The organism is Citrobacter sp. S46_ASV_140 (assembly GCF_018919545.1).
In the GTDB taxonomy this organism is placed as follows: Bacteria; Pseudomonadota; Gammaproteobacteria; order Enterobacterales; family Enterobacteriaceae; genus Citrobacter; species Citrobacter braakii.
Genome location: NZ_JAHLRC010000001.1, coordinates 100,509 through 117,651 on the forward strand (window position 1 = coordinate 100,509; position 17,143 = coordinate 117,651).

The following is a 17,143-nucleotide window of genomic DNA, read 5'->3' on the forward strand; positions in this document are numbered from 1 at the left end:
TTTTTTTATGATAGCGCATTACCTTTTAGCCCTTAACGCAGGAGCGTCACGTGATAGGCAGACTCAGAGGCATCATTCTTGAAAAACAACCCCCGCTGGTCCTTCTGGAAACCGGCGGAGTAGGCTATGAAGTCCATATGCCGATGACCTGTTTCTACGAGTTGCCGGAAGCCGGGCAGGAAGCGATTATCTTCACCCATTTTGTGGTGCGTGAAGACGCTCAACTGCTATATGGTTTTAACAACAAACAAGAACGCACGCTGTTTAAAGAGTTAATCAAAACCAATGGCGTCGGGCCGAAGCTGGCGCTGGCGATCCTCTCCGGTATGTCTGCACAGCAGTTCGTTAATGCCGTTGAGCGCGAAGAACTTGGCGCGCTGGTGAAATTACCGGGTATAGGTAAGAAAACCGCAGAGCGCTTAATTGTGGAAATGAAAGACCGCTTTAAAGGCCTGCATGGCGATCTCTTCACGCCTGCGGCGGATCTGGTCCTGACCTCTCCGGCCAGTCCTGCAACGGATGACGCCGAGCAGGAAGCGGTTGCTGCGCTGGTGGCGTTAGGCTATAAACCACAGGAAGCCAGCCGCATGGTGAGCAAAATTGCTCGCCCTGATGCCAGCAGTGAAACTCTGATTCGTGAAGCGCTTCGCGCGGCATTGTGAGGTAAAGGATGATTGAAGCAGATCGCCTGATTTCGGCTGTCAGCACGACCCCTGAAGATCTGGTGGATCGCGCGATCCGCCCCAAATTGCTGGAAGAGTATATTGGCCAGCCTCAGGTGCGTTCGCAAATGGAGATTTTTATCCAGGCGGCGAAGCTGCGCGGTGAAGCCCTCGATCACCTGCTGATTTTCGGTCCTCCAGGTCTCGGTAAAACCACGCTTGCCAATATTGTTGCCAATGAAATGGGCGTTAATCTGCGCACCACTTCCGGTCCGGTACTGGAAAAAGCGGGCGATCTGGCGGCAATGCTCACCAACCTTGAACCGCACGATGTGCTGTTTATCGATGAAATCCATCGCCTGTCGCCGGTGGTGGAAGAGGTGCTGTATCCGGCGATGGAAGATTATCAGCTGGATATCATGATTGGCGAAGGACCAGCCGCACGTTCGATTAAGATCGATCTGCCGCCGTTTACCCTGATCGGGGCGACGACGCGCGCCGGTTCGTTAACGTCTCCGCTGCGTGACCGCTTCGGTATTGTACAGCGCCTGGAATTCTATCAGGTGGCAGACCTGCAGCACATTGTTGGACGCAGCGCCCGCTTTATGGGGCTGGAAATGAGCGATGAAGGCGCATTGGAAGTGGCACGCCGCGCCCGTGGTACGCCGCGTATCGCCAACCGTTTATTACGCCGGGTACGCGACTTCTCCGAAGTGAAGCATGACGGCACAATTTCAGCAGATATTGCCGCTCAGGCACTGGATATGCTCAATGTGGATGCGGAAGGATTCGATTATATGGACCGTAAGCTGCTGCTGGCGGTTATCGATAAGTTCTTCGGTGGACCGGTAGGACTGGATAACCTGGCGGCGGCGATTGGGGAAGAGCGTGAAACCATTGAGGACGTGCTGGAGCCGTATCTGATTCAGCAAGGTTTTCTGCAGCGAACTCCGCGCGGACGTATGGCAACGGTGCGGGCGTGGAACCACTTTGGCATTACACCGCCGGAAATGCCATAAGATCCAATAATCCCTAATGGCGCTACGCCTGGCAGGCCTACGATATGATGCAGGCCTGACAGGCGTAAAACAGATTACTTCAGTTCATCAACCATGGTGACGGCGCGACCAATGTAATTGGCCGGCGTCATTGCTTTCAGGCGAGTTTTCTCGTCTTCAGGCAGCGCAAGACCGTCGATAAACTGCTTCATACCTTCGGCGTCAACGCGTTTGCCGCGGGTCAGTTCCTTCAGCTTCTCGTATGGTTTTTCAATGCCATAGCGACGCATCACGGTCTGGATCGGCTCTGCCAGCACTTCCCAGTTATGATCCAGTTCATCCAGCAGATGATCGCGGTTCACTTCCAGTTTGCTCACACCTTTCAGCGTGGACTGATAAGCGATCAGCGCATAGCCAATCCCCACGCCCAGGTTACGCAGAACGGTAGAGTCCGTCAGATCGCGCTGCCAGCGGGAGACCGGCAGTTTGCTCGCCAGATGCTGCAGAACCGCGTTAGACAGGCCCAGGTTACCCTCGGAGTTTTCGAAATCGATTGGGTTCACCTTGTGCGGCATGGTGGAGGAGCCAATTTCACCCGCGATGGTTTTCTGTTTGAAATGGTTCAGCGCCACGTAACCCCAGACATCGCGGTCGAAGTCGATCAGGATAGTGTTGAAACGGGCGATGCAATCAAACAGCTCGGCAATGTAGTCGTGCGGCTCAATCTGCGTGGTGTACGGGTTCCACTGGATGCCCAGCGAGGTGACAAATTCTTCGCTGAACTGATGCCAGTCCACTTCCGGATAAGCGGCGATGTGGGCGTTATAGTTACCGACTGCACCGTTGATTTTGCCGAGGATTTCGACCTGATTGAGCTGGCGGTACTGACGCTCCATACGGTAAGCCACGTTAGCCATTTCTTTGCCCAGCGTAGACGGGGTGGCTGGCTGACCGTGGGTACGGGAGAGCAGAGGAATATCGCGATACTGGACGGAAAGATCTTTCACCGCGTCGATAAGCTTGCGCCAGTACGGCAGAACAACTTCGTCACGGGCGGTTTTCAGCATCAGCGCGTGAGACAGGTTGTTGATGTCTTCTGAGGTACACGCGAAGTGGATGAACTCGGAAACAGCGTGCAGTTCCGGGATATCCGCCACTTTCTCTTTCAGGAAATACTCAACTGCCTTCACGTCATGGTTGGTCGTGCGCTCAATGGTTTTGATACGCGCAGCATCTTCTTCATTGAAGTTAGCGACAATCGCATCAAGGAAACCGATTGCGTCGGCAGCAAAAGCAGGAACTTCCTTGATCGCTGCGTGCGCGGCCAGTTTTTGCAGCCAGCGTACTTCAACTTGTACACGGAATTTCAGCAAACCGTATTCGCTGAAAATCCCGCGCAGCGCGCTGACTTTATCGCCGTAGCGTCCATCGACAGGGGAAACGGCGGTCAGTGAGGATAATTCCATAGATCACAACTCCGGGGTTAAATGAGCAAGAATTTGTTTAGCCTGAGTCGTCAGGCGATTACGAGAAAACATGAGTTGCAGACGGCCTCCACCAACCTGATGCCAGAGCACGGCAGCGCGAATGCCAGCCAGCAGGGAAGCGCGTACTTTAGCCTGAACCTGTGGGCTCTGAAGGATGGCCGGGGAGCCCGTAACCTGAATACGTGGGCCGAGTGGGCTGATGACGTCAACATAAATGCCTGCCATCGCACTCATCAACGTTTCTGACTGCAAATCAAAATGGTCCAGTTGGCGCTGCAAGCCGTTGATGCGGTCTCCCAGCGTGTCCATCGCGCCTTTAGCGGCTGACAGCTTACGCTCCAGCACCATCAGGCTTAACGTGTAGCGGGTGAGTTCCGCGTTCAGCCCCTGACGACTGCTGGCGTTGAGCACGCCGAGCATCGTTTCCAGACCTAAACGCAGGTTGGCCTCGCTACCGCCAAACACGCCCAGCGTAGAGCTGGGATTCATGTCGATGACACTGTTCAGTGAAACGTGCAATGCATCGGCATCACAATGCCCCTGGTGCGCCAGTTCCTGCACCAGGCGTGCCGACTGACAAATGCCTGCCAGAGCGAGGGTGATGTCATAATAATTCTTTGCCACGTTCACTGCTTCCTTGTATTAGATGTGTAAGTAATTATACCGGCAGAGGCAATCGTTGTTCGATAATGCCGCCGCCGAGGCACACTTCACCATTGTAAAAGACAGCCGACTGACCCGGCGTTACCGCCGCGACTGGCTCGTCGAAAATGACTTCAATACGCTCAGCATCCAGCGCCTTAACGGTGCACGGAATGTCGGTCTGACGATAGCGGGTTTTCACTGTGCAGCGCATTGTGCCGGTGAACGGTTCGCGATCGACCCAGTGCAGCTGTTGCGCCACCAGGCCAACGGACATCAGACGCGGGTGTTCATGACCCTGAGCAACAACCAGAATGTTGTTCTCGACGTCTTTATCCACCACGTACCACGGATCTTCCGTGCCTTCTTTCGTCCCGCCAATGCCCAGACCTTTACGCTGACCCAGCGTGTGGTACATCAGGCCCTGATGCTGGCCAATCTCTTCGCCATCAACGGTGATGATTTTGCCTGGCTGAGCCGGCAGGTAACGACCGAGAAACTCGCGGAACTTACGTTCGCCGATGAAGCAGATACCGGTTGAGTCTTTTTTCTTGGCCGTAATCAGACCGAGATCTTCGGCAATTTTACGCACCTGCGGTTTTTCCAGTTCGCCGACCGGGAACAGGCTTTGCGCGATTTGTTCATGACCGAGCGTGTAGAGGAAATAGCTCTGGTCTTTATTGCCATCAAGTCCACGCAGCAGGCGGCTTTTGCCGTCGACGTCGGCGCGGCGCACATAGTGACCGGTGGCGATATAATCGGCACCTAAATCTTCGGCGGCAAACTCGAGGAAGGCTTTAAACTTGATTTCTTTATTGCACAGAATATCGGGGTTTGGCGTACGGCCCGCTTTGTACTCTTCAAGGAACAGTTCAAAGACGTTGTCCCAGTATTCTGCAGCAAAGTTGACGGTATGCAGTTCAATGCCGAGTTTGTCACAGACAGCCTGCGCATCCGCAAGATCGGCGGCCGCTGTGCAATATTCCTCGCCATCGTCCTCTTCCCAGTTCTTCATGAACAGGCCTTCTACCTGATAACCCTGTTGTTGCAACAGCCAGGCAGAAACGGAGGAATCGACACCGCCGGACATGCCGACGATCACTTTTTTTGGGCTTTCAGACATAGGAATACTCACGACATTGAACTTCAAGGCGGCATATTCTAGCACGCAGCCCCTTACTTGACACCCTCTGTAAACGGCCAGTTAAATTCGCCGATCATCGCCAGCGGGTAGCGCTGTCCGCTCTGATAGCAACGAATACTCTCCGCAACCAACGGTGAACGCAGATTTGGCGCTGAGAGAATCTCTTCTGCGCTGACCCAGCGACAGCAATCTATATCGCTGTCATGAGGTTCAGTAGCGCACATATTGGCAAGCTCGATAGAAAACAGAAAACGTAAAAAGGGCGTTTTGTCCGGGGCAATCCATTGATGCATCCGGATGAAGTGTTGCGGCTGCGCTTTGATGCCCGTTTCTTCCCACAGTTCGCGAGCGGCGGCTTGCACCAGGGTTTCATCCGCTTCCAGATGTCCTGCAGGTTGATTCCACAGGGCTTTGCCATTGATTGTTTCCTCAACGACTAAGAACTTATCTTCTGCATGCACAATGCAGGCGACCGTGACGTGCGGTTTGAACATACCTGTTCCTTATTCAGTTAGTTGCATCCCGCCATTGACCGTTGGCGAGATTTTCCAGCGTGTAATCTCCCATGGCATAGCGGATGAGGCGCAGCGTCGGGAATCCAACATGCGCTGTCATACGACGAACCTGGCGGTTACGGCCTTCATATAAAGTAACTTTCAGCCAACTGGTGGGGATATTTTTCCGTTCCCGAATAGGCGGGTTTCTCGGCCACAGCCAGGTGGGTTCCTCTACTATTTCAATACCTGCGGGCAGCGTGGGACCATCATTGAGCGTCACCCCGGTACGCAGCGCATCCAGCGCTTCTGCTGTCGGCTCGCCTTCGATCTGGACGTAATAGATTTTCCCCGTGCGCTTGCCGGGTTGCGTTAACCGCGCCTGCAGCGCGCCGTCATTGGTCAGCACCAAAAGTCCTTCGCTGTCCCGGTCGAGTCGGCCCGCAGCATAGATTCCCGGCACGGGAATAAAATCTTTTAACGTGCTTCTGCCCGCCTCGTCAGTAAATTGTGGCAAAACATCGTAGGGTTTATTGAACAAAACCACGCGTTTTGGCTGGTTTTCTTTACGCTGTTTGGTGACTTGTCGTGAGCTGAATCGCTCAACCCGGTGATTTCTAAAAGAAGTTTTTTGCATGGTATTTTCAGATTATATCAATTGCCGCATTATAGCCTAAGAACGAGTGTCTTTCATGGCGACGAACATTAGGGTAGTATTGACATGCTCATTACAAAACATTAACAAAAAATTGCTCTAACGCATTCGTGCAGCAGGACGCAAACGCACATGCAGCGCGATGACAGACGAGCAGAACCAGAAGCGCTCGAAGGAGAGGTGAATGGAAAGCAAAGTAGTTGTTCCGGCGGAAGGTAAGAAGATCACCCTGCAAAACGGCAAACTCAACGTTCCTGAAAATCCGATTATCCCGTTCATTGAAGGCGACGGTATCGGCGTTGATGTAACCCCACCGATGATCAAAGTTGTCGATGCTGCTGTCGAGAAAGCCTATAAAGGCGAGCGTAAAATCTCCTGGATGGAAATCTACACCGGCGAGAAATCCACTCAGGTTTATGGCCAGGACGTCTGGCTGCCTGCTGAAACCCTTGATCTGATTCGTGAATATCGTGTTGCCATCAAAGGCCCACTGACCACCCCAGTTGGCGGCGGTATTCGCTCTCTGAACGTTGCCCTGCGTCAGGAACTTGACCTGTATGTCTGCCTGCGCCCGGTGCGTTATTACCAGGGCACGCCTAGCCCGGTTAAGCACCCTGAACTGACCGACATGGTCATCTTCCGTGAAAACTCCGAAGATATCTACGCAGGTATCGAATGGAAAGCGGACTCTGCAGATGCCGAGAAAGTGATTAAATTCCTGCGCGAAGAGATGGGCGTGAAGAAAATCCGCTTCCCGGAGCATTGCGGTATTGGTATCAAACCGTGTTCTGAAGAAGGGACTAAACGTCTGGTTCGTGCGGCGATCGAATACGCCATCGCTAACGATCGTGATTCTGTTACCCTGGTACACAAAGGTAACATCATGAAATTCACCGAAGGCGCGTTCAAAGACTGGGGTTACCAGTTAGCGCGTGAAGAATTCGGTGGTGAACTGATCGACGGCGGTCCGTGGGTGAAAATCAAGAACCCGAAAACCGGCAAAGAGATCGTGGTTAAGGATGTTATCGCCGATGCGTTCCTGCAACAGATCCTGCTGCGTCCGGCTGAATATGATGTGATTGCCTGTATGAACCTTAACGGCGACTACATCTCCGATGCGCTGGCCGCACAGGTTGGTGGTATTGGTATCGCGCCGGGCGCGAACATCGGTGACGAATGTGCGCTGTTCGAAGCAACCCACGGTACTGCACCGAAGTATGCAGGTCAGGATAAAGTGAACCCAGGTTCCATTATTCTGTCCGCTGAAATGATGCTGCGCCACATGGGTTGGGTTGAAGCGGCTGACCTGATTGTTAAAGGTATGGAAGGCGCGATCAACGCCAAGACCGTAACTTACGATTTCGAACGTCTGATGGACGGCGCTAAATTGCTGAAATGTAGTGAGTTTGGCGACGCAATCATCGAAAACATGTAATCCAGATACTGGGTTGTGTGAAAACGGGAACCGAGAGGTTCCCGTTTTTTTATGCCTGAACTCGCGGTTGCGTAATGCGTAAACCACTCACAATTGCTGCCAGCGAGGCCAGAATGCCTGCGGTTATCAGCGAGACGTGCGTTCCACTGTCGCCAAACTGGTTTAGCATCAGCGCGACCAGCGCGGCCCCGGTACTCTGACCCAGCAAGCGCGCCGTCCCCAGCATACCGCTTGCCCCACCGCTGCGTTCACGCGGCGCGGAGGTGATGATGGTGTGATTATTTGGGGACTGGAACAAGCCAAAGCCTGCGCCGCACAGAATCATCGGCCAGATGATATTAAAATCGGAGGGGGAAACGGGCAGCAGCACCAGCGAAAACAACCCACTTGCCATCAACGCCATGCCCAATGCACCCAACAGCCCGGCGTGAACGCGTTCAATCAGATATCCCGCCAGCGGCGCCATCACCATGGTTGCCAGCGGCCATGGCGTCAACAGCAGGCCTGTTTCGACCTCGCTGCGTCCGAGCACCGTTTGCATAAAGAAGGGCAGGGAAACCAATGCCAGCATTTGTGCGCAGAATGAACATATCGAGGTACAAATCGAGAGTGAAAACAGTGGAATGCGTAACAGGTCAACCGGCAGTAACGGCACCTCCAGCGCGAGCTGGCGTCGGATAAAGAAAAAACCCACCACCATAAGCGCCACAAGCTCGGCACCAATCAGTTTTAGCGACTGTCCTTGTGCAAAGCCGCTGAGCGCCGTAATTAACAAGCCAAACGTTAAGGCATTCATTACCGCACTGGGCAGGTCAAAGCGTGGTTTAGTGCCGCGGGACGCATTGGCTGGCAAAAAACGCATCGCCAGCAACAGGGCAACTATTCCCAGCGGGACGTTAATCAGAAACAGCCATTTCCAGGAGGCAATAGAAAGAATTGCTGCGGCAATGGTCGGACCCGCAGCCGAGGAGACTGCGACGATAAAAGAGTTAATCCCCATCCCCCGCCCAAGCTGACGCTGGGGATAAATAAGTCGGATCAATGCCGTATTCACGCTCATTAGCGCCGCACCGCCAAAACCCTGGGCGACGCGAGCCAGCGTCAGCATGTGCAACGAATCTGACAAGGCACAAAATAGCGATGCAAGCAGGAACACGACCAGGCCACACTTATAAATGCGCCGGTAACCGAACATATCGCCTAAAAAAGAGAGGGACAGGAGCGAAACGACGATCGCGATTTGATAGGCGTTCACAATCCAGATTGAGCTGGCAGGTGAGGCCTGAAGATCGGCGGCGATAGTTGGCAGGGCCACGTTCGCTATTGCACCGTCGAGTACTGCCATAGAAATGCCAATAACAATGGTTAAAATTGCGCCATATCGCTGGGGCAATGGCAGACCATCGGCCTGAATTTTTTCCATAGAAAGTCGATATTTGTGGAATTTATGATGAGAGTAATAATTTTAGCATTGATATTCAGGTGTTAGGTCGCAGATTTGTAACTAAGTGAGCAAAGAGCGATTGCGAGGGTTGGTACGTGAAATTATAATAAAAACCGGTTCTGATTTTTATAAAACACTCGAAAGGGGTGATAAATGGCAATCGCAGATCTGGATAAGCAACCCGATTCTGTATCTTCCGTGCTGAAAGTTTTTGGCATTCTGCAGGCGCTGGGTGAAGAGCGCGAAATTGGTATTACCGAGTTGTCGCAACGCGTCATGATGTCGAAAAGCACCGTTTATCGTTTTTTGCAGACCATGAAAACGCTGGGTTATGTGGCACAGGAAGGGGAGTCTGAGAAATACTCACTGACCCTGAAATTATTCGAGCTGGGCGCGCGCGCGTTGCAAAACGTCGATCTTATCCGTAGCGCTGACATTCAGATGCGCGAACTTTCGCGCCTGACCAAAGAGACTGTACACCTCGGTGCGCTGGATGAAGACAGCATCGTCTACATTCACAAAATCGACTCTATGTACAATCTGCGCATGTATTCCCGCGTTGGTCGTCGTAATCCGCTGTACAGTACGGCTATCGGTAAAGTTCTGCTGGCATGGCGTGACCGCGATGAAGTGAAGCAGATTCTGGATGGCATTGAGTACAAACGCAGCACCGATCGTACCATTACGAATACTGATGAATTACTGGTACTCTTGGATAAAGTACGTGAGCAGGGTTACGGCGAAGATAACGAAGAACAGGAAGAAGGCCTGCGCTGCATCGGCGTACCGGTGTTTGACCGTTTCGGCGTGGTTATTGCGGGGTTGAGTATTTCATTCCCAACGCTGCGTTTCTCAGAAGAGCGTTTACACGAGTATGTGGCAATGCTGCATACGGCAGCGCGCAAGATTTCAGAACAAATGGGCTATAACGACTATCCGTTCTAATCTGACGTAATCGCGAATGTTAAAAACCCCAGGTATTTTGTACCTGGGGTTTTTTATGAACAGTCATAACGTTACCTGGCGTATATAACGTATCGAATGTAATGTTGCATTATTAGCCGTTATCGATAATGACCGTGCTTTTCCTTAACAGGGGACAATCCGACAGGCCAATGATACCGCTACTGGTGTGGACGTACTGTGCCGTGCTGGTTCCACGGGCAGTCAGATATTGGCATTGCAGACCCAGACCGGCAGCATTCTCCTTACTTCCAATCAAAATTCCATAGCCGCTCAATAATAAACCGATCCAAACCAGAGCTAACAACACAATAGCGCGGATAATCAGACGCATTACAACCTCTTATCTTTTCTCATTGTTATTAGATTAGCCTGTACACGGTATGAAACAAGTCAATCATTCCTAAAAAGATTGAATGCCTATACAGTTAACGCTGGGTTTAGGTAACGCATGATAATTTATAGACATAAGATGTGGAGTTGAAGAGTGGAGCTGGAGTGAAAAAAATTCGCTGGGTAGTGCTGATTGTTGTTGTACTGGTATGCATACTGATGTGGGCGCAGGTGTTCAACATCATGTGCGATCAGGACGTACAATTTTTCAGCGGTATTTGTGCCTTCAATAAATTTATTCCCTGGTAAGCGCATTTTCGCAACAGTTGATTACCTTCTTGTGCGGCAGTGGTAAACTACACTGTCTACATTGAGGTGGTAAAATGAACGAAGTTTTGAATTCTGGCGCGTTGAGTTTTGCGTCTTTAGCGGTATCGGTGGTGGTTCTGATTGTTGGGCTTGTTCTTTGGTTTTTTATCAATCGGGCAAGTTCGCGTACTAACGAGCAGATTGAGCTGCTTGAGGCATTGTTAGATCAGCAAAAAAGACAGAACGCTTTGTTACGTCGCCTTTGCGAAGCTAACGAACCCGAGAAAGCAGCAGAGCCTACTGCACTGCCCATTAAGGATGAAGACGATGACATCATCCGCCTGGTAGCTGAGCGGTAAAAAAGGTATGGCAGGATGAGGAACGGCTGTTGTTGTTCTCAGTTGCTTCATCCTGTCGTCAGCGCGTCAGATTATTTTCTTCTGTCCCCGTCGTGTAATTGGCGGCCGGGCAGTCATCTATTCTCAGTATTTTCAGATGCTCCGACTAATTAATATCTTATCCCCAGTCTGATATAAATATAATCTTCCATACGTAAAAAATATGATTATGTCATTTTTGTGATAACGATCGTTTTATTAACAGCGAAACGTTTCTCTTACTTTTTTTGTGCCTTGTCATCATTCTTTCATTATTTTGGTGCAAAACCAGAAGGCGGATCTCATTTTTACGCTTGTGACATTTTATGCATTACTAAGCATAAAAAATGATATCTGGCAGAACCCGTAACAGATAACCTGGAACAACTGAAGCTATTGAGCTATGGTAGAAATATCCCGGCTATGGCGCAAGTCAGGCGGGGATAGGGGAGAGAGGCGAGAATATAATTCTACTCGACCTGGCGCATAACTGTGCAGTTGCTGTTTGATGGACGACGGGATTTGTGCGACCGATCGAGACACGTTTAAAAATGGCTTGCCATTATTAACGTTGTATGTGATAACACGTTTTGGGTTAAACGAGGTACAGTTCTGTTTATGTGTGGCATTTTCAGTAAAGAAGTCCTGAGTAAACACGTTGACGTTGAATACCGCTTCTCTGCCGAACCTTATATTAGTGCCTCAAGCAGTAATGTCTCAGTTTTATCTATGTTATGCCCGCGGGCGAAGAAAATACTCTAAGGAATTTTGCAAATGGCAAAGATTAAAGGTCAAGTTAAGTGGTTCAACGAGTCTAAAGGTTTTGGTTTCATTACTCCGGCTGATGGCAGCAAAGACGTGTTCGTACACTTCTCCGCTATCCAGGGTAACGGCTTCAAAACTCTGGCTGAAGGCCAGAACGTTGAGTTCGAAATTCAGGACGGCCAGAAAGGTCCGGCTGCTGTTAACGTAACAGCTATCTGATCGACACCACTGATTTGAAGCGCTTTTGCGCATCCATCTCAGATATAAAGCCTCGCTTATGCGGGGCTTTTTAATTCAAATTACGTCAAAATATTACTGAATGCCCATCCATTAGCGCTTTGTTGCAAAGGCGTGATGTTCGTAGCATAGTTTTCCCCGCTTTCTTGCGGCATTTCCCGTTAAATCAGACACCTGAAAAACTATCTTGTTGGAGATCGGGTGAAAAAGAAAAACGACGGCGATGCGCGCAATTTTACTCCCGTACGTTTTGCCCTGCTTTGTGTGGCAATATTATTGAGCCTTGGATTGCTGCTGGGACGGGTTGCGTGGTTGCAAATTGTCACGCCGACGAATCTGGTAAAACAGGAAGACATGCGTTCCTTACGCGAGGTGTCCATCGCTTCGCCACGCGGAATGATAACCGACAGAGAAGGGCGACCGCTGGCGGTAAGCGTTCCGGTTAACGCCGTCTGGGCCGATCCGAAGACGATTATCAGCAAGGGTGGCGTTGGCTATAACGAACGTTGGCAGGCGTTAGCGAAGACGCTGCATATTTCTCTCAACACGCTGGCTGAACGCGTTAACAGCAATCCCGCCGGGCGATTTATATATCTGGCGCGCCAGATCTCTCCTCAGCAGGCAGAATGGGTCGACAAACTGGATCTGCCGGGAATCAACCTGCGTGAAGAGTCCCGCCGCTTTTATCCCGCCGGACATGTTGCAGCCAATCTGATTGGTTTCACCAACATTGACGGTCAGGGGATTGAAGGGCTGGAGAAAAGCTTCAATAGCCAGTTGATGGGCAAACCTGGCTCCCGCCTGGTACGGAAAGACAAATTTGGCCATGTCATCGAAAATATCACGGAAGTGATGCCGGTGCCTGCGCATGAATTACAGCTCAGCATTGATGAGCGTTTGCAGACGGTTACTGAAGACGCGCTGGACAATGCCGTGACATGGAATAAAGCGGAATCAGGGGCCGCAGTGCTGGTCAACATTGCCACCGGCGAAATACTCTCCATGGCAAGCTTTCCCGATTTCAATCCCAATAACCGTGATGGCGCGGTACTGGATGATTTTCGTAATCGTGCAATTAGCGATACCTTTGAACCCGGTTCAACCGTAAAACCCCTGGTGATTATGACCGCTCTGCAGCAGGGGATAGTACAGCCTGACAGCGTGATTGATACTCATCCTTTTATTGTTGATGGCCATCGCATCCGCGACGTCGGATTTTACCCGGAGCTATCGCTGACCGGGATTTTGCAGAAATCGAGCGATACCGGCGTGTCACACCTTTCGCTGGCGATGCCGGTACAGAAATTACTGAATACCTATAAAAGCTTTGGCTTTGGCGATCCAACCGGACTGGGTTTAACCGGGGAAAGTCGCGGATTAATGCCTCAACGCCGCTACTGGAGCGATCTGGACCGGGCAACCTTCGCATTTGGCTATGGATTAATGGTGACGCCGCTCCAACTGGCGCATGTCTATGCCACCATCGGCAGTTTTGGTATCTATCGACCCCTTTCTATTACACGTATCGATCCGCCGGTAATCGGTACGCGAGTGATGCCGGAGGCGCTGGTTCACCAGGTTGAACATATGATGGAAAGCGTCGCGCTACCCGGCGGCGGGGGAACCAAGGCCGCGGTCAGAGATTATCGCGTCGCGGTTAAGACTGGAACGGCAAAGAAAATTGGCGATGACGGCAAATATGTCGATAAATATGTGGCCTATACGGCGGGCGTTGCGCCAGCAAGCGACCCAAAGTTCGCGCTGGTTGTGGTTATAAATAACCCGCAAAACGGTGCTTATTATGGGGGGGCAGTCTCCGCGCCGGTATTCAGCCAGATAATGGGCGATGTCCTGCGTCTGGAAAACGTAAAGCCTGACGGTATGCCTCCCGGCTCCGATCATCTGCTGGTAATGCACGGCAGCAACGTATCCTCGCCGTCGCTGTAAGTTATTTTCCCTGGGCGCAATTCGCGTTACACTTGCGCCCTTAAGTCACCTGCCGGAGTTGTCATGTCGTTTTCCTGTCCTCTTTGCCACCAGCCTCTTACTCAAGCGAATAACAGTTTTGTCTGCCCTGGGCGGCACCAGTTTGACGTGGCGAAAGAAGGGTATGTCAACTTACTGCCGGTTCAGCACAAACGCTCGCGCGATCCGGGTGATAGCGCGGAGATGATGCAGGCGCGCCGGGCATTTCTCGATGCCGGACACTATCAGCCGCTGCGCGATGCAATTGTGGATGCGCTCACCCAGAGGTTGAGTTCAGAAGATGCGGCGATCCTGGATATTGGCTGTGGGGAAGGGTATTACACCCATGCGTTTGCCGATGCGCTGACGGGCTGTACAACCTTTGGTCTTGACGTCTCTAAAGTGGCGATTAAGTCCGCAGCCCGACGTTATCCGCAGGTGACCTTTTGCGTTGCCTCCAGCCATCGTCTGCCGTTTGCCGACGAGTCAATGGATGCCATCATCCGGATCTATGCGCCCTGTAAAGCGCCGGAGCTGGCTCGCGTGGTCAAACCGGGTGGCTGGGTTATTACCGCCACGCCGGGTCCGCGTCATTTAATGGAGCTGAAAGGGCTGATTTATGATGAGGTGCGTTTGCATGCGCCACACACTGAGCAACTGGACGGTTTTGTTCTGCAAGAGAGTCTTGCGCTGGGGTATCAGATGCAGCTCAAAGGTAGCGAGGCCGTTGCGTTACTGCAAATGACGCCGTTCGCCTGGCGGGCAAAGCCGGAAGTGTGGGAAACGTTAGCCGGAAAAACGACGTTTGACTGCCAGACAGACTTTAGTATTCATATCTGGCAGCGCCTGAATTAACCGTGGAAGTGTGCCCAGAGGATCTGGGCGCCAATACCTATCAGTACCACCCCGCCCAAAATTTCAGCTCGCTTGCCCAGCATCGGGCCAATGAAACGACCGATCATCATGCCGAGCGTAGACATAATCAACGTGGCGCAGCCGATGGCCAGCGCTGTGGCAATAATGTTGACCTGCAGGAAAGCCAGACCCACCCCGACGGCCATTGCGTCGAGACTGGTTGCAATGGCGGTGGTGACCAGCAGCCAGAAGCCATGGCGGCGCTGTGGCTCTTCATCTTCATCCCCGTCGTCGCGAAAGCCTTCTATTATCATTCGTCCGCCTAAAAAGATCAGCAGAATGAAGGCGATCCAATGGTTCCACTCCAGTACAAATTTGCTGGCGAGCATACCCATGCCCCAGCCAATGAGCGGCGTAAGCGTTTCAACGGCGCCGAAAATAAGGCCGGTGCGCAGTGCTTCAGAAAATTTGGGTTTATGCAGGGTGGCGCCTTTGCCAATTGATGCAGCGAAAGCATCCATCGACATGCCGAAAGCAAGAAGAACAGTAGCGGTGAGATTCATAACAGCGTCCTGACCGGGGTATCCATAACACACATCACTGCCCCCAGTAACCATGCATACAGGCTGGAATCACTGTAAATACAGCGCCATTCAGGTATGCATTGCAGTTGATGTGCCTATGGTCTCGCCTGACTGAACCTGTAAGATCAGTCCGTACGCGCCACGTTTTTCAACGAGTATGTTGACACGTACATTTCCGGAGTCTGGAAATCGGCTACTCCCCAACGACGGGCGCAACCTTAACATATTTTGAGAATATAAAACAAGAAACGCAGAAATAATATCTGTCCTCTAATTGAAAACGATTTTCATTTAGATTTATTTATAAATAAAACGTTAAAATAAATAACATTATGAGCAGTGGGATATAGCCTTGGCTATGTTTATTTTTGAATGGATATATAAAAAACATAGTTCAGGCTATATTTGTAACTTACTGATTTGAAATTAAAAGTTTATATATGTTTTCGAGATCGTCTATATTCCGTACGCGAATCAGTAATCTTCGATGTTCTAATTGCATCACCAGGACACCGTCTTCAGATAAATTCATCTCTTTAATCCGGTTATATTCAATCCAGACATTGGCGAAAAAAAAGCCTTTCTGTTTGAAGATGATTTTTGGCGTACGGATCCAGAACAGATACAGTCCCATCAATACCAGTGCACATAATAACCATGTGGTAAATTGCGCGCCGTGGCTGGTGATGTTGTTGTAGATAAGAATAGCAATCAAGCCAAGGAAGATAACGCTGTCGACTCTGCTACGAGGAAGCAGGGCGACAGACAGCAGAGTAGGGCCATTACGGCGGGGCATGATGAACTGATCGTAAATGGCATACGCCAGCAGCGAAAAGATAAAAAGAACCAGCACCAGGTCCGTGATAGTCATGAATCCTCAACCCTCTAAATAGAAAAACCGGGGGCAAGCCCCCGGCGGTGTACAACAGTCTTACAGGCCGAGCAGTCCGACAGCGTAGCCCGCGATACCGATGACGAAGAAGCCAACGATGATCCACAGCGGGTTCACTTTTTTACGCAGCAGCCACATACAGGCGAAAGTCAACAGCAGAGGAACCAGACCCGGCATCAACTGGTCAAGGATAGTCTGCACAGTGGTGACGCGAGTCTGACCATCCTGACCGGTGATGGTGGAAACCACCAGCGGGATGTTTACGTGCGTCCACTTGTTAACCAATGCCCCCATGACAAACAGGCCGAGGATTGACGCCCCCTCAGTCAGTTTCTGCAGGAAGCCGCCGCCCATATCTTTAACGATATCGATACCTTTACGGTAGCCGTATGCCACACCGTAGTAACGGGTTGCCAGACGAACCAGGTTAAACAGGATGAAGAACAGCAGTGGTCCAAGCAGACTGCCGCTCATCGCGATACCTGCGCCAAGTGCGGCGAATACCGGACGTACGGTACCCCAGAAGATCGGGTCGCCCACGCCTGCAAGCGGTCCCATCAGACCAACTTTGATACCGTTGATGGCACCATCGTCAATCTCTGCGCCGTTTGCACGCTGCTCTTCCATCGCCAGCGTAACGCCCAATACGGGGGCTGCTACGTACGGATGGGTATTAAAGAATTCCAGGTGACGCTTAATAGCCTGCTTACGAGCGTCGTTGTTTTCCGGGTACAAGCGGCGGATAGCCGGCACCATGGAGAAACAGAAACCCAGCGCCTGCATACGTTCGAAGTTCCAGGAACCCTGAAACAGGTTAGAACGAAGGAACACGCCACGAATGTCACTCGGAGTGAGTTTTTTCTCGGTGGTAGTTTTAGTCATATCAACCATTTCGCTCACCT

Annotated in this window: 20 protein-coding genes; 10 read left to right on the forward strand and 10 right to left on the reverse strand. The window is 51.4% G+C overall.

All coding sequences use genetic code 11. The annotated features are described in order from the left end of the window. Nucleotides 1–50: 50 nt before the first annotated feature. Nucleotides 51–662 carry a Holliday junction branch migration protein RuvA gene (ruvA, locus tag KQJ19_RS00550; protein ID WP_016153412.1) on the forward strand — a complete coding sequence of 204 codons (612 nt, stop codon included), beginning with the start codon at nucleotides 51–53 and terminating at the stop codon, nucleotides 660–662. Between the two features lie 8 nt (nucleotides 663–670). Further along, entirely contained in the window at nucleotides 671–1,681 is a 1,011-nt protein-coding gene (gene ruvB, locus KQJ19_RS00555; protein WP_016153411.1) for a Holliday junction branch migration DNA helicase RuvB, read from the forward strand. 74 nt (nucleotides 1,682–1,755) lie between these two features. Here the strand turns inward: ruvB and purB are convergent, their stop codons facing one another. Genes purB through rluE form a run of 5 tightly spaced genes read right to left on the reverse strand, consistent with a single transcriptional unit; the run spans nucleotide 1,756 to nucleotide 6,064 of the window. Continuing rightward, nucleotides 1,756–3,126 carry an adenylosuccinate lyase gene (purB, locus tag KQJ19_RS00560; RefSeq protein WP_016153410.1) on the reverse strand — a complete coding sequence of 457 codons (1,371 nt, stop codon included), beginning with the start codon at nucleotides 3,124–3,126 and terminating at the stop codon, nucleotides 1,756–1,758. Nucleotides 3,127–3,129: 3 nt separating this feature from the next. Then, nucleotides 3,130–3,771 carry a high frequency lysogenization protein HflD gene (hflD, locus tag KQJ19_RS00565; protein WP_016153409.1) on the reverse strand — a complete coding sequence of 214 codons (642 nt, stop codon included), beginning with the start codon at nucleotides 3,769–3,771 and terminating at the stop codon, nucleotides 3,130–3,132. Between the two features lie 34 nt (nucleotides 3,772–3,805). Beyond that, entirely contained in the window at nucleotides 3,806–4,912 is a 1,107-nt protein-coding gene (gene mnmA, locus KQJ19_RS00570; protein ID WP_003832402.1) for a tRNA 2-thiouridine(34) synthase MnmA, read from the reverse strand. Between the two features lie 53 nt (nucleotides 4,913–4,965). Then, the gene (locus KQJ19_RS00575) at nucleotides 4,966–5,427 is read right to left on the reverse strand and encodes an NUDIX hydrolase (protein WP_216403221.1); all 462 of its coding nucleotides are present in this window, start codon (nucleotides 5,425–5,427) and stop codon (nucleotides 4,966–4,968) included. 13 nt (nucleotides 5,428–5,440) lie between these two features. After that, nucleotides 5,441–6,064 (reverse strand): 23S rRNA pseudouridine(2457) synthase RluE, encoded by a 624-nt coding sequence (gene rluE / locus KQJ19_RS00580; RefSeq protein WP_047358300.1) that lies wholly within the window; start codon nucleotides 6,062–6,064, stop codon nucleotides 5,441–5,443. 202 nt (nucleotides 6,065–6,266) lie between these two features. On the opposite strand from rluE, the gene icd reads away from it, so the two are divergent. After that, complete coding sequence (icd, locus tag KQJ19_RS00585; protein ID WP_003030769.1) at nucleotides 6,267–7,517, forward strand: NADP-dependent isocitrate dehydrogenase; 1,251 nt, start codon at nucleotides 6,267–6,269, stop codon at nucleotides 7,515–7,517. A 49-nt stretch (nucleotides 7,518–7,566) separates the two neighbouring features. On the opposite strand, the gene KQJ19_RS00590 is transcribed toward icd, so the two are convergent. After that, nucleotides 7,567–8,940 carry an MFS transporter gene (locus tag KQJ19_RS00590; RefSeq protein ID WP_137367351.1) on the reverse strand — a complete coding sequence of 458 codons (1,374 nt, stop codon included), beginning with the start codon at nucleotides 8,938–8,940 and terminating at the stop codon, nucleotides 7,567–7,569. Between the two features lie 174 nt (nucleotides 8,941–9,114). Here KQJ19_RS00590 and kdgR point away from each other — a divergent pair, with 174 nt between their 5' ends. After that, nucleotides 9,115–9,906 carry a DNA-binding transcriptional regulator KdgR gene (kdgR, locus tag KQJ19_RS00595; protein ID WP_003833778.1) on the forward strand — a complete coding sequence of 264 codons (792 nt, stop codon included), beginning with the start codon at nucleotides 9,115–9,117 and terminating at the stop codon, nucleotides 9,904–9,906. 112 nt (nucleotides 9,907–10,018) lie between these two features. On the opposite strand, the gene KQJ19_RS00600 is transcribed toward kdgR, so the two are convergent. Next, nucleotides 10,019–10,258 (reverse strand): YobH family protein, encoded by a 240-nt coding sequence (locus KQJ19_RS00600; protein WP_016153403.1) that lies wholly within the window; start codon nucleotides 10,256–10,258, stop codon nucleotides 10,019–10,021. Between the two features lie 164 nt (nucleotides 10,259–10,422). Here KQJ19_RS00600 and mgrB point away from each other — a divergent pair, with 164 nt between their 5' ends. From mgrB to rlmA, 6 genes are all read left to right on the forward strand, one after another. Then, nucleotides 10,423–10,566: a PhoP/PhoQ regulator MgrB gene (mgrB, locus tag KQJ19_RS00605; protein ID WP_016153402.1), complete on the forward strand. Its 144-nt coding sequence runs from the start codon at nucleotides 10,423–10,425 to the stop codon at nucleotides 10,564–10,566. Nucleotides 10,567–10,640: 74 nt separating this feature from the next. Beyond that, on the forward strand, nucleotides 10,641–10,925 hold the full coding sequence (locus KQJ19_RS00610) for a YebO family protein (protein WP_016156797.1): 285 nt from the start codon (nucleotides 10,641–10,643) through the stop codon (nucleotides 10,923–10,925). A 636-nt stretch (nucleotides 10,926–11,561) separates the two neighbouring features. Then, the gene (locus tag KQJ19_RS00615) at nucleotides 11,562–11,705 is read left to right on the forward strand and encodes a DUF2627 domain-containing protein (RefSeq protein ID WP_006684179.1); all 144 of its coding nucleotides are present in this window, start codon (nucleotides 11,562–11,564) and stop codon (nucleotides 11,703–11,705) included. Between the two features lie 12 nt (nucleotides 11,706–11,717). Continuing rightward, nucleotides 11,718–11,927: a transcription antiterminator/RNA stability regulator CspE gene (gene cspE, locus KQJ19_RS00620; RefSeq protein WP_001062678.1), complete on the forward strand. Its 210-nt coding sequence runs from the start codon at nucleotides 11,718–11,720 to the stop codon at nucleotides 11,925–11,927. A gap of 219 nt (nucleotides 11,928–12,146) precedes the next feature. Then, nucleotides 12,147–13,892, forward strand: coding sequence for a peptidoglycan glycosyltransferase FtsI (ftsI, locus tag KQJ19_RS00625; RefSeq protein ID WP_103283742.1), 1,746 nt, complete (start codon nucleotides 12,147–12,149; stop codon nucleotides 13,890–13,892). A 63-nt stretch (nucleotides 13,893–13,955) separates the two neighbouring features. After that, nucleotides 13,956–14,765 carry a 23S rRNA (guanine(745)-N(1))-methyltransferase gene (rlmA, locus tag KQJ19_RS00630; RefSeq protein WP_151222589.1) on the forward strand — a complete coding sequence of 270 codons (810 nt, stop codon included), beginning with the start codon at nucleotides 13,956–13,958 and terminating at the stop codon, nucleotides 14,763–14,765. On the opposite strand, the gene mntP is transcribed toward rlmA, so the two are convergent. The 3 genes from mntP to KQJ19_RS00645 all read right to left on the reverse strand — a co-directional run bounded on the left by mntP (nucleotide 14,762) and on the right by KQJ19_RS00645 (nucleotide 17,132). Continuing rightward, nucleotides 14,762–15,328, reverse strand: a complete 567-nt coding sequence (gene mntP, locus KQJ19_RS00635) for a manganese efflux pump MntP (RefSeq protein WP_016153398.1) — start codon at nucleotides 15,326–15,328, stop codon at nucleotides 14,762–14,764. The genes rlmA and mntP overlap by 4 nt on opposite strands. 433 nt (nucleotides 15,329–15,761) lie before the next feature. Further along, nucleotides 15,762–16,220, reverse strand: a complete 459-nt coding sequence (locus tag KQJ19_RS00640; RefSeq protein WP_016153397.1) for a DUF986 family protein — start codon at nucleotides 16,218–16,220, stop codon at nucleotides 15,762–15,764. Between the two features lie 60 nt (nucleotides 16,221–16,280). After that, complete coding sequence (locus tag KQJ19_RS00645) at nucleotides 16,281–17,132, reverse strand: PTS mannose transporter subunit IID (protein ID WP_016153396.1); 852 nt, start codon at nucleotides 17,130–17,132, stop codon at nucleotides 16,281–16,283. Nucleotides 17,133–17,143: the final 11 nt, after the last annotated feature.

What these genes read in the sequence shown, in the direction of transcription:
- rlmA (WP_151222589.1), top strand. Translation starts at nt 13,956, where the DNA reads ATGTCGTTTTCCTGTCCTCTTTGCCACCAGCCTCTTACTCAAGCGAAT.
- rluE (WP_047358300.1), bottom strand. Translation starts at nt 6,064, where the DNA reads ATGCAAAAAACTTCTTTTAGAAATCACCGGGTTGAGCGATTCAGCTCA.
- KQJ19_RS00615 (WP_006684179.1), top strand. Translation starts at nt 11,562, where the DNA reads ATGTGTGGCATTTTCAGTAAAGAAGTCCTGAGTAAACACGTTGACGTT.
- mnmA (WP_003832402.1), bottom strand. Translation starts at nt 4,912, where the DNA reads ATGTCTGAAAGCCCAAAAAAAGTGATCGTCGGCATGTCCGGCGGTGTC.
- cspE (WP_001062678.1), top strand. Translation starts at nt 11,718, where the DNA reads ATGGCAAAGATTAAAGGTCAAGTTAAGTGGTTCAACGAGTCTAAAGGT.
- icd (WP_003030769.1), top strand. Translation starts at nt 6,267, where the DNA reads ATGGAAAGCAAAGTAGTTGTTCCGGCGGAAGGTAAGAAGATCACCCTG.
- KQJ19_RS00590 (WP_137367351.1), bottom strand. Translation starts at nt 8,940, where the DNA reads ATGGAAAAAATTCAGGCCGATGGTCTGCCATTGCCCCAGCGATATGGC.
- KQJ19_RS00645 (WP_016153396.1), bottom strand. Translation starts at nt 17,132, where the DNA reads ATGGTTGATATGACTAAAACTACCACCGAGAAAAAACTCACTCCGAGT.
- KQJ19_RS00600 (WP_016153403.1), bottom strand. Translation starts at nt 10,258, where the DNA reads ATGCGTCTGATTATCCGCGCTATTGTGTTGTTAGCTCTGGTTTGGATC.
- KQJ19_RS00640 (WP_016153397.1), bottom strand. Translation starts at nt 16,220, where the DNA reads ATGACTATCACGGACCTGGTGCTGGTTCTTTTTATCTTTTCGCTGCTG.
- purB (WP_016153410.1), bottom strand. Translation starts at nt 3,126, where the DNA reads ATGGAATTATCCTCACTGACCGCCGTTTCCCCTGTCGATGGACGCTAC.
- KQJ19_RS00610 (WP_016156797.1), top strand. Translation starts at nt 10,641, where the DNA reads ATGAACGAAGTTTTGAATTCTGGCGCGTTGAGTTTTGCGTCTTTAGCG.
- mntP (WP_016153398.1), bottom strand. Translation starts at nt 15,328, where the DNA reads ATGAATCTCACCGCTACTGTTCTTCTTGCTTTCGGCATGTCGATGGAT.
- KQJ19_RS00575 (WP_216403221.1), bottom strand. Translation starts at nt 5,427, where the DNA reads ATGTTCAAACCGCACGTCACGGTCGCCTGCATTGTGCATGCAGAAGAT.
- kdgR (WP_003833778.1), top strand. Translation starts at nt 9,115, where the DNA reads ATGGCAATCGCAGATCTGGATAAGCAACCCGATTCTGTATCTTCCGTG.
- ruvB (WP_016153411.1), top strand. Translation starts at nt 671, where the DNA reads ATGATTGAAGCAGATCGCCTGATTTCGGCTGTCAGCACGACCCCTGAA.